The 13,895-nt window shown below is 66.5% G+C and carries 10 protein-coding genes; 9 read left to right on the top strand and 1 reads right to left on the bottom strand.

Features of this window, described 5'->3' with window-relative positions; translation table 11 throughout:
* Nucleotides 1-2: 2 nt before the first annotated feature.
* The 5 genes from B7G54_RS03545 to B7G54_RS03565 are packed head-to-tail and all read left to right on the top strand — an operon-like array spanning nt 3 to nt 5,953.
* Nucleotides 3-254, top strand: a complete 252-nt coding sequence (locus B7G54_RS03545) for an acyl carrier protein (protein ID WP_085037771.1) — start codon at nt 3-5, stop codon at nt 252-254.
* Nucleotides 251-1,447, top strand: coding sequence for an acyl-CoA dehydrogenase family protein (locus B7G54_RS03550; protein ID WP_085037772.1), 1,197 nt, complete (start codon nt 251-253; stop codon nt 1,445-1,447). The genes B7G54_RS03545 and B7G54_RS03550 overlap by 4 nt, the downstream gene beginning before the upstream one ends.
* Nucleotides 1,444-2,418: an amino acid--[acyl-carrier-protein] ligase gene (locus B7G54_RS03555; protein WP_085037773.1), complete on the top strand. Its 975-nt coding sequence runs from the start codon at nt 1,444-1,446 to the stop codon at nt 2,416-2,418. Before B7G54_RS03550 ends, B7G54_RS03555 begins: the two co-directional genes overlap by 4 nt.
* Nucleotides 2,415-3,473 carry a DUF1839 family protein gene (locus tag B7G54_RS03560; protein ID WP_085037961.1) on the top strand — a complete coding sequence of 353 codons (1,059 nt, stop codon included), beginning with the start codon at nt 2,415-2,417 and terminating at the stop codon, nt 3,471-3,473. Before B7G54_RS03555 ends, B7G54_RS03560 begins: the two co-directional genes overlap by 4 nt.
* Nucleotides 3,470-5,953, top strand: coding sequence for a glycoside hydrolase family 2 protein (locus B7G54_RS03565; RefSeq protein ID WP_085037774.1), 2,484 nt, complete (start codon nt 3,470-3,472; stop codon nt 5,951-5,953). Before B7G54_RS03560 ends, B7G54_RS03565 begins: the two co-directional genes overlap by 4 nt.
* A gap of 46 nt (nt 5,954-5,999) precedes the next feature.
* Here the strand turns inward: B7G54_RS03565 and B7G54_RS03570 are convergent, their stop codons facing one another.
* Nucleotides 6,000-7,391 carry a sigma-54 dependent transcriptional regulator gene (locus B7G54_RS03570; protein WP_085037775.1) on the bottom strand — a complete coding sequence of 464 codons (1,392 nt, stop codon included), beginning with the start codon at nt 7,389-7,391 and terminating at the stop codon, nt 6,000-6,002.
* 1,416 nt (nt 7,392-8,807) lie between these two features.
* Between B7G54_RS03570 and B7G54_RS03580 the strand changes: the two genes are divergently transcribed.
* The 4 genes from B7G54_RS03580 (at nt 8,808) to B7G54_RS03595 (ending at nt 13,676) form a co-directional block, all read left to right on the top strand.
* Complete coding sequence (locus tag B7G54_RS03580; protein WP_085037962.1) at nt 8,808-9,392, top strand: GNAT family protein; 585 nt, start codon at nt 8,808-8,810, stop codon at nt 9,390-9,392.
* Complete coding sequence (locus tag B7G54_RS03585; RefSeq protein WP_085037776.1) at nt 9,389-10,969, top strand: mannose-1-phosphate guanylyltransferase/mannose-6-phosphate isomerase; 1,581 nt, start codon at nt 9,389-9,391, stop codon at nt 10,967-10,969. The genes B7G54_RS03580 and B7G54_RS03585 overlap by 4 nt, the downstream gene beginning before the upstream one ends.
* A gap of 308 nt (nt 10,970-11,277) precedes the next feature.
* Nucleotides 11,278-12,426, top strand: coding sequence for a glycosyltransferase (locus B7G54_RS03590; RefSeq protein ID WP_085037777.1), 1,149 nt, complete (start codon nt 11,278-11,280; stop codon nt 12,424-12,426).
* A gap of 170 nt (nt 12,427-12,596) precedes the next feature.
* Complete coding sequence (locus tag B7G54_RS03595) at nt 12,597-13,676, top strand: glycosyltransferase family 4 protein (protein ID WP_085037778.1); 1,080 nt, start codon at nt 12,597-12,599, stop codon at nt 13,674-13,676.
* Nucleotides 13,677-13,895 lie beyond the last annotated feature (219 nt).

The raw sequence follows: 13,895 nt of genomic DNA on the forward strand, positions 1-13,895 counted from the left end.
ACGTGAAAAACGAAATCAGAACTATCCTGAAGCACGTCGCCCATCTCGAAGCCACGATCGATTCGATCGGCGACGGGGACGACCTCTACGACGCGGGCCTCTCCTCGCTCGACACGATCCAGTTGATGCTCGCGATCGAGAAGCAATTCAACATCGAGATTCCCGACGAGATGCTGAACCGCAACCTGTTCCGCAGCGTCGACGCGCTCGCGAACACGATCGCCACGCTGCAACGCACCGAGCATTCCGCATGAGCGCGCTGCTTCCCGAACTCGCGGCCGACAGCGATTCGCGTCGGCTCGACGAGGCCGCGCATGCCGTCGCACAGATCGCCGCGCAGCACGCGGACGCAGTCGACCGCGACGCGCGCTGCCCCGTCGAGGCGATCGAAGCGATGCGCGCGCGCCGCCTGCTCGGCGCGATGGTGCCGACCCATCTGGGCGGCGCTGGCGCGTCGCTGGAAGACATTGCGTCGGCTTGCTCGATTCTCGGCCAGGCCTGCGCGTCGTCGGCGATGGTGTTCGCGATGCACCAGATCCAGGTGGCCTGCATCGTCAACCACGCGGCCGACCAGGGCTGGCACAAGCTGTTCCTGCAGCAGCTCGTGCGTCACCAATGGCTGCTCGCATCGGCCACGTCGGAAGACGGTGTCGGCGGCAACCTGCGCGCGAGCCAGTGCGCACTCGAAACCGACGGCGGCGAGTTCCGGCTGCGCAAATCCGCGCCGACGATCTCGTACGGCGACTATGCGGACGGCATCCTCGCGACCGCACGACGCGATGCGGACGCGCCGGCTTCCGAGCAGGTGCTCGTCACGCTGCTGCGCGACGGCTATACGCTTACGCGCCGCGGCGAATGGGACACGCTCGGGATGCGCGGCACCTGCAGCAACGGTTTCGAGCTCGACGCGCAGGGCGCCGCCGTCCAGTGCCTGCCGGCGCCGTTCGCGAAGATCGCCGAGGACACGATGGTGCCGGTGTCGCACATCCTGTGGGCCGCGGTATGGATCGGCGTGGCCGGCGACGCGTTCCACCGCGCGCACCAGTTCTTCCGCGCGCAGGCCCGCCAGACCGACGGCGCGCCGTCGCCCGCATCGCGGCGCATCGCCGAATCGCTCGCGCTGATGCAGGCAATGCAGGCCCGCGTCGACAACGTGCTGCGCCTCCATGCGAATGCGACGGCGCGCTCGTGGTCGGCCGGCATGGCCTGGGCCGCCGAGATCAACACGCTGAAGACCTACGTGTCGACGACCGCGCTGGAAGTCGCGCACCAGGCGATGATGATCTGCGGGATGGCCGGCTACAAGCAAGGCACGCCGTTCAGCATCGGCCGCCACATTCGCGACCTGCACGCGGCGCCGCTGATGATCAGCAACGACCGCATTGCCACCAACACCTCGAACCTGCTGCTCGCGCTGCGTCCTGCGACGCTGGAGAAACATACGTGAACGATCGCCTTGCCGTGCCCTCCGCCGCCTCCGCTCCCGCCGGCGCACCGCTCGACCGCGCGGGCGTCAACCCGCTGCGCGACGAGCTGATCGACGCGGGCCTGCTGATCTCGACCGGCATCCAGGGCCTGTTCGGCCGCAGCGAACGGTTCGAGCGCGTCGTGGGAGCGCTCGACGCGTTCGTCACGCGCATCGGCGCCGACCAGCAGGCGGAAGTGCTGCGCTTCCCGCCGGCGATGAGCCGCACCGAGTTCGAGCGCAGCGAATACATGAAGAGCTTCCCGCAGCTCGCCGGCAGCGTGCATGCGTTCTGCGGCGACGAGCGCCAGCACCAGCGCGTACTGCAGTGCCTCGATCGCGGCGACGACTGGACGGAAAGCCAGAAGCCGACCTACGTCGTGATGACGCCGGCCGCGTGCTACCCCGTCTACCCTGTCGTCGCACGCGCGGGCGCGCTGCCGGCCGACGGCCGGATCGTCGACGTCTTCTCGTACTGCTTCCGCCACGAGCCGTCGCTCGATCCGACCCGCATGCAGTTGTTCCGGATGCGCGAGTACGTGCGGATCGGCACGCCCGAGCAGATCGTGTCGTTCCGCGAGACCTGGATCGAACGCGGCACGCGGATGATCGAGGCGCTGCGCCTGCCCAATGCGATCGATCTCGCGAACGATCCGTTCTTCGGGCGCGGCGGCAAGATCGTCGCGAACAGCCAGCGCGAGCAGAACCTGAAGTTCGAGCTGCTGATCCCGATCGAGCACGACGATCGCCAGACCGCGTGCCTGAGCTTCAACTACCACATGGACCATTTCGGGCTGCTGTGGGACATCCGCACCGCGACGGGCGACGTCGCGCACACGGGCTGCGTCGGCTTCGGCCTCGAACGGCTCACGCTCGCGCTGTTCCGCCACCACGGCTTCGACATCGACGCCTGGCCGCGCGAAGTCCGCGACGTGCTGTGGGGCACGCCATGAAATTCGTATCCCGCGGCGGCGAAGACGCGTCGTTCGAGGATGTGCGCCACCGCGCGCGCCACTACCGGCCGCATCCGCTGCACAGCCAGGAGATGGTCTGGAAACAGACCAACTGCTACGTCGACATGTGGCTCGAGGTGCTCCGGTGGTGGGGCTTCAATCCGTATGCGGCGCTGCCGTTCACGATCGCGCTGGATTTCGAGGGCGACCAGTTCACGTTCTTCAAGTTTCCGCACGACGAACTGGAGCGGCTGTACGGCATCGTCGTGCAGGAACACTCGATCTACGAACCGCTCGACCAGCACATCGAGACGCAGGTCGCGCGCGGCCACCTGATGATCGTCGAGGTCGATGCGTGGTTCCTGCCCGATACGCGCGGCAGCAGCTACCGCGCGCAGCACACGAAGACGACGATCGGCATCGATGCGATCGACCGCGCGAAACAACAGATCGGCTACTTCCACAACAGCGGCTATTACGTGGCCGAGGATTTCGACTACAACGGGCTCGTGGGCGCCAGCTCGCCGATGACGCTGCCGCCGTACGTCGAATGCGCGAAGCGGCGGTTTGCGCCGCTCGACGAGCGCGCGCTGTGCGAAGCGTCGCTCGCCGCGCTGCAGCGCCACCTGCGGCGCCTGCCGGTCGTCGACCCGATCGCCGCGTTCCGGCGGCAGTTGCAGACCGACGCACGAACGCTCGCCGATTCGCCGCTCGAGCACTTCCATGCGTACTCGTTCAACTCGGTGCGGCAGCTCGGCGCGAATTTCGAACTGTTCGGCCACTACGCGCGCTGGCTGCAGGCCAGCGGCTGCGTCGGGCCGTTCGCCGAGATCCGCGCCGCGTGCGATCGCATCGCGTCCGAAGCGATGGTGCTGGAATTCCGGCTCGCGCGCGCCTGTGCACGCGGCAAGGAGGAGCGCGGCGACTCGACGCTCGAAGCAATCGAGGCCGCGTATGCGGATGTGGTCGCCTGCGCGCGACAGATCGCCTTGCCGCTGCGGCACTTGACGCCCGTGCGCAGCGACACTGCGGCACCCGTGCCGGTCATGCGGTGACGCGCACGCGTGCCCTGCCCGCGTGGTCGATGCTGGCGACGGTCGCGGGTGCTGTGCGGGAACCGCGCGACCTCCCGGCCGCCGGCGGCGGCTGGATCCCGGCGACCGTGCCCGGTACCGTTGCGCAGGCGCTCGCGCTCGCCGGCCGGCTCGACGAAGCCGAGTCGCTCGACGAGCGCGACCACTGGTACCGGATCGAACTGCGCGGACACGGGCCGCGCGTGCTGCGCTTTCACGGCCTCGCGACGCTCGCGCAAGCGTGGCTCGACGACACGCCGATCCTCCGCTCCGACAGCATGTTCGTCACGCATGACGTACCCGTATCGCTCGACGGTACGCACCGGCTGACCCTCTGTTTTCGCGCGCTCGCCCCGTACCTGCGCGACACGCGCGCACCGCGCCGGGCGCGCTGGCGCACGCGGCTCGCGGAGCCGGCGGCACTACGCGCGATCCGCGCGTCGCTGTTCGGGCACATGCCGGGCTGGTTTCCGCCGCATGTGCCGACCGGCCCGTGGCGGCCCGTCGACGTGCTCGATCCGGCCGCCGGGCCGGTTCTCGTCGATTGCGACCTGCGCGCGCGCATCGAAGGCGACACCGGCTGGCTCGACGCGGAACTGACGTTCGCCGCGCCGCTGCCCGACGCGCTCGCGGCACGGCTGTCGTGCGGCCAGCACCACGCCACGCTCGAACGTGCCGGCGCCGACCGCCTGCGCGCGAGCGTCGCGGTGCCCAGCGTGTGCCGCTGGTGGCCGCATACGCACGGCGAGCCGGTGCTGTACGACATCGCGCTGCATATCGGCGACGAGCGGCGACCGCTCGGCGCGACGGGTTTCCGCACGATCGAAGTCGACGCCGGTGCGGACGGCAAGGGCTTCGGGCTGCGCATCAACGGCGTGCCCGTATTCGCACGCGGCGCGTGCTGGAGCAGCGCCGCGCCGCTCGCGCTGCACGCGGACGATGCCACCTACGCCCGCCTGCTCGGGCACGCGCGCGACGCCGGCTTCAACATGATCCGCGTCGGCGGCACGATGACCTACGAGGCCGACGCGTTTCACGCCTGGTGCGACCGGCTCGGGCTGCTGGTCTGGCAGGATTTCATGTTCGCGAACTTCGACTACGCGCTCGACGATCCCGCGTTTGCGGACAACGTCGATCGCGAAGCCCGGCAGTTCCTCTCGCGTCACGGCGCATCGCCATCGCTTGCCGTCCTGTGCGGCGGCAGCGAGATCGCGCAACAGGCCGCAATGTCCGGGCTCGGGCCGAAGCAGCGCTTCCTCGAGCTGACCGCCGACCGGCTGGCCGGCCATGCGGCCGCACGCCGGCCCGACGTCCCGTACGTGCCCGATTCGCCCGACGGCGGCGTGCTGCCGTTCGCGCCGCGCGAACGCGTGTCGCACTACTACGGTGTCGGCGCGTACCTGCGCCCGCTCGACGACGCCCGCCGCGCGGACGTGCGCTTCGCGAGCGAATGCCTCGCGTTCTCGAACGTGCCGTGCGACGCGACGCTCGCCGAGCTCGGCTGGCCCGGCGTGCATGAGCCACGCTGGAAGGCAGCCGTGCCGCGCGATCCGGGCACGTCCTGGGATTTCGAGGACATTCGCGACCACTATCTGCAGACGCTGTACGACGTCGCGCCAGACCGGCTGCGGCGCGAGGATCCCGCGCGCTATTTCGAGCTGTCGCGCGCGGTGATCGCGGACCTGATGCGCGAAACGTTTTCCGAATGGCGGCGCACCGGCTCGCGCTGCGCCGGCGCGCTCGTCTGGCAGTTCCAGGACGTGATGCCGGGCGCCGGCTGGGGCATGATCGACGCCTTGCACCGGCCGAAATCGGCGTGGCATGCGTTGCGGCAGGTCCTGCAGCCGGTGCAGGTGCTGCTGGTCGACGAAGGCTTGAACGGGCTCGACGTGCATGTCGTCAACGAGCGCCCTGCGCCGCTGTCGGCCGCGCTCGAGCTGGTTGCGCTGCGCGACGGCCGCACGCCGGTCGCGCGCGCCGGCTGCCCGGTACGGATCGCGGCGCACGACACGGTGCGGATCGGCTCGGCCGAGCTGCTCGGACGCTTCTTCGACTGGACCTACGCGTACCGTTTCGGGCCCTGCGAGCACGACACCGTCGTCGCGACACTGCGCGCCGACGACGGCGCGCTGCTGTCGCAGGCATTCCATTTCCCGTCCCGCACGCATCCGGCCGTGCTGGCGCGCCGCGAACTCGGGCTGGAGGCGTGTGTGTCGCGCACCGGCGACACGTGGCACGTCGACATCGACACACGGCATGTCGCGCGTCACGTGCAGATCGATGCGCCGGGCTACGTGCCGCGCGACGACTGGTTCCATCTCGCGCCCGGCACGCCGGCGCGCGTCGCGCTCGTTCCGCTCGAAACGGCCGGGAAGAATGGGGCTGCGGCCGATGGGCCGCCAGCCGTGGAAATCCGGGCAGTCAACGCCGCGCGCACGGTGCGCGCCACGCAGGCCGGTTGACGCGACGCTCGCGGCTGCCGACAGCCGAGAGCGCCCCTGTCGAATCTCAGTCGGACGAGCCCGTGCCGCGCGGCCGCTCGATCCCGTATGCCTCCATCCAGCGATACAGCGTCGCACGCGATACGCCGAGTTCGCGCGCCGACGCGGCGACGCGCCCCCGCGTGCGCAGCAGTGCGGTTTCGATTGCCTCGCGCTCGATCGACTTGCGGATGTCGGCCACCGACGGAGACGCGGCATCGAGACAGTATTCGAGTTCCAGATCCTGCGCGGTAATCAGGCGCCCCTCCGTCATCACGACTGCGCGGCGCACGCGGTTGATCAGTTCGCGGACATTGCCGGGCCAGTCGTGCTTGTAGAGTGCCGTGATCGCGTCCGTCGAGAAGCCGCGCACGCGATGGCGCGCGTCGCCGCGGAAGCGTTCGAGCATGTGATGCGCGAGCAGTTCGATGTCCTTGCCACGCGCGCGCAGCGGCGGCTGGTCGATGCGCATCACGCACAGACGGTGGAACAGGTCCGGCCGAAAGCGCCCTTCCTCCATCGCGCCCCGCAGGTCGACGTGCGTGGCCGACACGATCCGGACATCGACCGGCACCGGATCGCTGCCGCCAAGGCGATGGATCGCGCGTTCCTGCAGAAAACGCAGCAGGCTCGCCTGGCTCTCGTGCGGCAGGTCGCCGATCTCGTCGAGCAGCAGCGTGCCGCCGTTCGCCGCTTCGACATAGCCGATCTTGCGCGCGTTCGCGCCGGTAAACGCGCCACGCTCATAGCCGAACAGTTCGGATTGCAGCAGATGCGGCGGAATGGCACCGCAGTTGACCGCGACGAACGGGCCGTTGCGGCGCTCCGAATGACGATGGATCGCGACGGCCGTCAACTCCTTGCCTGTCCCCGTTTCGCCGAACACGAACACCGGTGCGTCCGTGCGCGCGAAGCGCCGCACCGTATCGAACAACCGCAGCATCGCACTGCAGGTGCCGACGATGCCTTTCTCTTCCGATTCGAGCCGTTCGCGGTCGCGCGCGAACAGGCATTCCATGCCGTACGCATGGCCGACCGTATCGGCGATCCGCTGGTGCGATGCGGGCAGCGTGACGTAATCGAAGCAATAGTCGCGCAACAGCGCGCGCACGTTCGGCGAAGCCGTCTGGCCGACGTCGACGAGTGCGACCCAGACGACGTCGCGCATCGACGCGCAGGTCGACGCGATGCTGCCGATCGCATCGGCATGGCCGCCGCTCAGGTCGAGGATGCCGCAGGTGATTTCGCCGGACGTGTCGCGCAACTCACTCGCCTGCGCGACGATCGACACTTTCCAGTCACGTCGCGCCAGTTCCTTTCGCAACATGACGGACGGCGACTGCGTCCAGTAAATCAGCGGACGCTGCCCGTTACCACTCCCCGCGCCGGCGCTCTTATCGCGCGTTATTGGCATATTCATATGCGAACCATCACTTTCTCCACTCCGCGAACCGTTCGCGTGCGCTGCGGCCGGTGGCGCATGGCCGCCTTTCCGCGCTGCGTTTCCGCAGCTTTGGCGAAGATCGAAACTGCACACGGCGAGAACCCCCGGAGGTCGAGCCGGATGTCATCCGGCCTCGTTGTCATCTAACTCGAAGGGAACGCGCGGCTGCGGAGCCACGACGTTCCCGCTTTGACACGCCCCGCCATCCAGGCGGGGCGCGTCGGCAGACGAGAATGCCGTCGGCATGTGCGTCACGTCATATACGACCGTTGCGCCCGATGCTGAACCGGATGGCCGCCAACCCGCTCCCGGAATGACCGCCGCATTTCATCCGTTCCTGAATTTACACCCCGTTTCGAGATGCTCTTGTTACCAAAAGATAAACCTGAATCAGCCGGTTACGCGACCGGCCGCCCCGCGCCACGCACCTTTGATCACTGAGATTTGATTATCTATGAGCATTGCAGTCAATCAGTGGCAAATACTACTTTTCTGCAAGATGAAGGCAGTCGATTGCCTGTGATTTCCACCGAAATCCCCGGGAAAGGCCGGCACCGCATTCCGGTCGCCGCATAATCGCGCGCGCCGCCGGACAGCCGCATCGTATCGCGACGGCGCACGGCCCCCTCATCCTCCACTCGTACGTTACATGCCGTAATCAACCGCCCCGCATCGCACATCGCGTTTCGCGAAGCCCGGGCACGGCAAAGCGCGGGCCACGCGCACCGGTCGTTCTCGGGCGAATCGTCGCGGCGACGCGTGAAACCGGTCGTGCCGACACTCGCCCCCCGCAATGCAGCATGGCGGTCCGGCACGTGACGCACAGGCACGTCGTGACTGTGCCCGGCGTTCCGCCGGCGCGGATGCGGGCTGTCCGTTGTCGTCATCGGCCAGGCCACATCGCCTGATCGCAAGCGGCAACGGCGGCATGCGGACGAAGGACGTGTGCGCCATGCCGGCACGCACGATCGTGGATGAAATCGACGCGGCTGCACACGGTCGGCCTGCGCGATGCAGCCGACCGCATGCTTGCGTGTGTGCCCGGTACCGCCATGCACGATCGGCCCGTCGCGAACGCTCGCTATCTTCAAGTCCTGCCCCCGGTTCTTTATTGACATTCGATGTTGACTGGCCGCGCATCGAGGCGGGCCGCCAGGATGGGTCAATTATGAAAAAGCACCGGCCGCCGCGGTGTGTGCTACCGCACTTTGCAGCGCTCGCGCGGCGCGCCTCGGCAGCGTGTGGCCCGCCTGCCGTGCGAATCCGGAGCGTGAGTATGCTTTCGAACAGACTGGCGCACGGCGCACCCGGATGATGAGGATCGCCGCGTTGCCCGGAACGATCGCGTCCGTGCGGCACGGCGTGCCGAAGGCATCACGCGAGGACAGCATCATGGAATGGCATTGTTGTGAATTCGAACATCTGGGAGCCGTCGATCTCTATGCAATCCTGCGCGCGCGCAACGCCGTGCTGGTGGTCGAGGACGCGCACACGCATCTCGACATCGACGGCAAGGACGCGGGTGCGCTGCATGTCTATGCGATCGTGCGCGACGGCGACACGATGGAAGTCGCGGCCTACGCACGCATCCTGCCCGGCGACGACATCGACCCGGACGTCGTGATCGACAAGGTGCTGACGAGCGAGAGCCGCCGCGACGACGATACGCTCGAGCGGCTGATCGAGCGCGCCCTCACCGCCGCGCGGGCTGCGTGGCCTGACGCCGCGGTGCGCACGCACGTCCCGGCGGCACGCCAGGCGTTCTACAAGCGTTTCGGATTCCGCAAGGCCTACGGCCCGTATCTCGAACAGGGTGCGCCATTCGTCGGCCTGGTGCGGTCGACCGATCGCGCTGCAGGCGCGCTGCGCACCCTGCTGTCCCGGGCCGTTTCGGCACACCGGCCGCGCAACGACGACACGCATGCCGACAGCCGCACACACAACCGGCAGCCTGCCGACACCGGAGCCAGTCGATGACCCGCACCCTTCGCCCGGTTCCCGAGCCCGGCCTGCCGCGCATCCTGCCGGTGATTCTCGCAGGCGGCTCCGGCACGCGGCTGTGGCCGCTGTCGCGCGAGCAGTATCCCAAGCAGCTGATCGAGCTGATCTCGAACGAATCGCCGTTGTCGGCGACGGCGCGCCGCCTGAACGGCATCGCGAATGCATCGCTCGGCGACACGCTGCTGCTGGTCTGCGGCGAACAGCATCGCATCATGAGCGCCGCACAGGTGCTCGGCCGCGCGGCGCCCGCCCGCATCCTGCTCGAACCCGCCGCACGCAACACCGCGCCCGCGCTGACGCTTGCTGCACTCGACGCGAGCCAGCTCTCGGACGATCCCGTGCTCGCGGTGATGCCGGCCGATCATGTGATCGCCGACGTCGGCGCATTCCAGGACGCGATCGCGCGTGCGGCACGCTACGCGCAGGAAGGCGCGATCGTCACGCTCGGCGTGCTGCCGCGCCGCGCGGAGACGGGCTACGGCTACATCCAGGTCGGCGAGCCGCGCACGGGCCGCCACGGCGGCCACGGCGGCTACACGATCGGACGCTTCGTCGAAAAGCCCGACGCGGTGCTCGCCGAGCGCTACCTGCAATCGGGCGACTACTGGTGGAACAGCGGGATTTACGTCACGCGCGCATCGGTCTGGCTGAAGGCGATCGCCACGCTTGCACCGGAAATCCATGCGGCCTGCGAGACCGCATGGCGCGCAGGCGTCGCCGAGGATCCGTTCTTCCGGATCGATGCGGCAGCCTTCGACACGTGCCCGTCCGACTCGATCGACTATGCGGTGATGGAACGGCTCGCGGAACACAGCGAGCTCGGCATCGAAGGCATCGTGGTGCCGCTCGCGGCCGGCTGGTCGGACGTCGGCACCTGGGATGCGATCTGGGAAATCATGCCGAAGGACGATCACGGCAACGTCGCGCGCGGCCCGATCGTGTTCGAGGACACGCAGGACAGCCTCGTGCGCTCGGAGGGCCGCCTGATTGCATGCGTCGGGATGAAGGACGTCGTGGTAATCGAGACGCCCGATGCCGTGCTGGTCGCGAACAAGCACGACGTGCAGCGCGTGAAGAACGTCGTCGCGCGCCTGAAGACCGACCGGCACCCGCAGGCGAGCGAGCATCGCAAGGTGCAGCGACCGTGGGGACACTACGATTCGATCGATCTCGGCAAGCGCTTCCAGGTGAAGCGGATCGTCGTCGAGCCCGGCAAGCGGCTGTCGCTGCAGATGCACTATCACCGCGCCGAGCACTGGATCGTCGTGCGCGGCACCGCGAAGGTGACGCGCGGCGAAGAGACGTTCCTGCTCTGCGAGAACGAGTCGACGTATATCGCGGTCGGCGAAGTGCATCGCCTCGAGAATCCCGGCCGGATTCCGCTCGAAATCATCGAGGTGCAATCGGGCGAGTATCTCGGCGAGGACGATATCGTCCGGTTCGACGATCAGTATGGTCGGGCGGTCGAAGCACTGCCGCCGCAATCCGTGCAGCCTGCGTCACCCACGACACATGCACCCGTCAACATGACGGACACTGCTCGACAAACGTGAGCCGAACCGCCCGGATATGCGCGGCATCCGGCCGACGACACGTCGACCACTCAATGTAAGCCATCGCACCTAGCCCGCCGCGCGGGCATAGCACAATGCTTGTGACGCACGGAATCAGGTGCGACCGTGCGAGCGCTGGCGGTTTCGCAAATGAGGACGCAACTTACTCAATGCAAAATCATTCAGGAATACATAGTTCTACGATTCCTCATGACGAACCGATCGGACGCCACCAACTTCGCGATTCGCCGGATACCCGTTTCTTGCGGTCGGCCGCGCCACACCCGGTCGAACCAACAGCCTCGAAGATGACCAGACAAAGAATCGTTCACATTGTCGAAGCGTTTGGCGGCGGCGTGCTTTCCATGCTGGTCCATCTCGCCAACCACGCCGCAGCAGCCGGCGTCGACGTGACCGTGCTGCATTCGATCCGCTCCGAAACGCCGGTCGATTTCCCGACGCTGTTCCGGCCCGACATCAAGCTCGTCCACATCGCGATGGCTCGCGAAATCAGCATCAGGCAAGATCTGATCAGCGTGAAGGAACTGGCCGATATGCTTCGCGAATGCGACCCGACGGTCATCCACCTTCACTCTTCGAAGGCCGGTGTGCTGGGGCGTGCTGCCGCGAGGATAGCGACACCTCGTGCGAGGGTGCTCTATTCTCCGCATGGACTCTCGTTCTTGCGTCGTGACGTCTCCCGCGCGAAACAGCTTGCCTACCTCGGCTTCGAACGAATGGCGGCCCTCCTGGGCGGCACCATCGTCGCCTGCTCGGACAGTGAGCTCAGGGAAATCAAAGGCAGGATTCGGGCAAAAACGGCGGTGCTCGTGGAAAACGGCGTCAATGTGGCCGAGGTTCCTTCTCGTCAACCGCGGGGCGATCGAAAGATCGCGGTGGGGATGAGCGGGCGCGCGTCGTTTCAGAAAAATCATCAAGCCTTCCTGCAACTGGCGACCGATCTACGCGATTCCGACCTGACGTTTATGTGGATCGGCGGCACCCCTGACGACATCCCGGATCAGCAGGGAAACCAGGCCATTGCCTGTAGCGGATGGGTGACACGCACGCGTGCACTCGAACTGACGTCCCAACTGGATATCTACGTCCAGACATCCCGCTGGGAAGGCATGCCCGTCGCGCTAATCGAAGCCCAGGTCGCGGGGCTGCCCGCGGTGGTGACCGACGTCGTCGGCAACCGCGACGTCGTCATTCATGGTGTGACCGGCTATGTCGCGTCAAACGCCGACGAGATGGCGCGGTATGTGGCAATGCTCTGCGACGACCGCCAGCTGCGAGAGCAAATGGGGGAATCGGCGAGAAAGTTCGCACTCCATCGATTTTCCATGAACGCGATTTTCCGGCAATGGCAATCCCTCTATGGACTGAGCGCCCATTTGCGTACCGTCCATGCGCGACGGTTCGAACCTGCGGCGCCCGATCACGTCGAGGCCTGACACGCTGCCGAAACCGGATCGGGGGGCCGTGGCCTCGAGCGCGAAGCCGTCGGGACATCGCATGCATGGCCGTTATGGAACGCGCCGATAGCGCATAACGACAGACAAGCGCTGCCGTTCAGAGCGCGCGGCAAGCGCCCTGGACGCGCATCGATTTCACCGGATTTGACATGAACACTCCCCAAAAAACCAAGCAACTCGTATATAACGGCCGATTCTCCACCCAAAAGACGACCGGCGTGCAACGCGTCGCCCGGGAGCTCATCGCCGCCCTGGTCAAGGTGCAACCGCAGGGCTCGATCACGGTTCTCGTGCCTCCGCACGCCGATGCAACGGTGGACGGGACGACGACGCTCAAGGTCGGCTTTTCCAAAGGCGTGATTTGGGAACAACTGGCATTGCCGCTTTTTTCGTCTCGTAACCGCATCGTCAATCTGAGCAATTCCGCTTCCGTTTTCCTCGGCAATCAGATCATCTACATGCACGATGCCGCGGTGTTCGACACTCCTGCTCACTTTTCCCGATTGTTCCGGGCGTGGTATCGGGTCATGTTCTGGATTCTCGCGCGCACGTCCCTATGCGTGTTGACCAATTCTCGCTTCTCGCGCGATCGCCTCGCTCACCACTGTGGTGTTTCAACGGAAAAAATCAGCGTCGTGCCGCTCGGTGCTGACCATCTCGACGCCCTGGAATCGGACGCGAGCATACTGAAAACACTCTCGCTCACGCCGGGCAGATTCGTGCTGGCGGTCAGTAGCATGAATCCGACCAAGAACTTTCGCCGGCTGATCGCGGCATTTCGACAAGTCAACGACCCGTCAGTGGATCTGGTCATCGTCGGCATGCGCAATGCCGCCGTTTTCGGAGCGCAAGACGATATTGCCGCGACCGAGCAGAACATCAAGTACGCCGGATACATCAGCGACGAACAATTGAAGGCACTGTACCAACATGCCGTCTGCTTCCTCTATCCGTCGATCTATGAAGGCTTCGGCATTCCGCCGCTCGAAGCCATGCGCCAGGGTTGCCCGACCCTCGTGGGACGATCGGCGGCATTGCCCGAGGTCTGCGCCGATGCATCGCTGTACTGCGATCCCTATTCGCGTGACGATATTGCGGAAAAACTGCGAAATTTGCTGGATTCAGCCGAACTCAGAGCGGACCTGAAACGTAGGGGTTATTCGCACGCGGCGCAATACAGCTGGCGCAAAAGCGCGGAGATGATGACGCGAATATTCGATTCGCTTTGAAGCGATCGCTATGTGACGTCGGGCTCGCTCGAGCAGGCGATCACCGAGGCGACCGGGCAAAACTCGCTGGGCGTGGCCCATGCGCTACATGCCCGGCCCCGTCAGCCGCCGCCCGCTTCCGACCGCTTCATGAATGTCGCAGTTCACCGCGGCGAACGCAGCGCCGCCGGCAAGGTGCTCACGCGGTCTCCCCTGTTTCCACCGGCGCCACGTGCGCGA

The sequence above is a fragment of the Burkholderia puraquae genome, from assembly GCF_002099195.1.
In the GTDB taxonomy this organism is placed as follows: Bacteria; Pseudomonadota; Gammaproteobacteria; order Burkholderiales; family Burkholderiaceae; genus Burkholderia; species Burkholderia puraquae.

What these genes read in the sequence shown, in the direction of transcription:
- B7G54_RS03550 (WP_085037772.1), top strand. Translation starts at nt 251, where the DNA reads ATGAGCGCGCTGCTTCCCGAACTCGCGGCCGACAGCGATTCGCGTCGG.
- B7G54_RS03560 (WP_085037961.1), top strand. Translation starts at nt 2,415, where the DNA reads ATGAAATTCGTATCCCGCGGCGGCGAAGACGCGTCGTTCGAGGATGTG.
- B7G54_RS03570 (WP_085037775.1), bottom strand. Translation starts at nt 7,391, where the DNA reads ATGAATATGCCAATAACGCGCGATAAGAGCGCCGGCGCGGGGAGTGGT.
- B7G54_RS03580 (WP_085037962.1), top strand. Translation starts at nt 8,808, where the DNA reads ATGGAATGGCATTGTTGTGAATTCGAACATCTGGGAGCCGTCGATCTC.
- B7G54_RS03585 (WP_085037776.1), top strand. Translation starts at nt 9,389, where the DNA reads ATGACCCGCACCCTTCGCCCGGTTCCCGAGCCCGGCCTGCCGCGCATC.
- B7G54_RS03590 (WP_085037777.1), top strand. Translation starts at nt 11,278, where the DNA reads ATGACCAGACAAAGAATCGTTCACATTGTCGAAGCGTTTGGCGGCGGC.
- B7G54_RS03595 (WP_085037778.1), top strand. Translation starts at nt 12,597, where the DNA reads ATGAACACTCCCCAAAAAACCAAGCAACTCGTATATAACGGCCGATTC.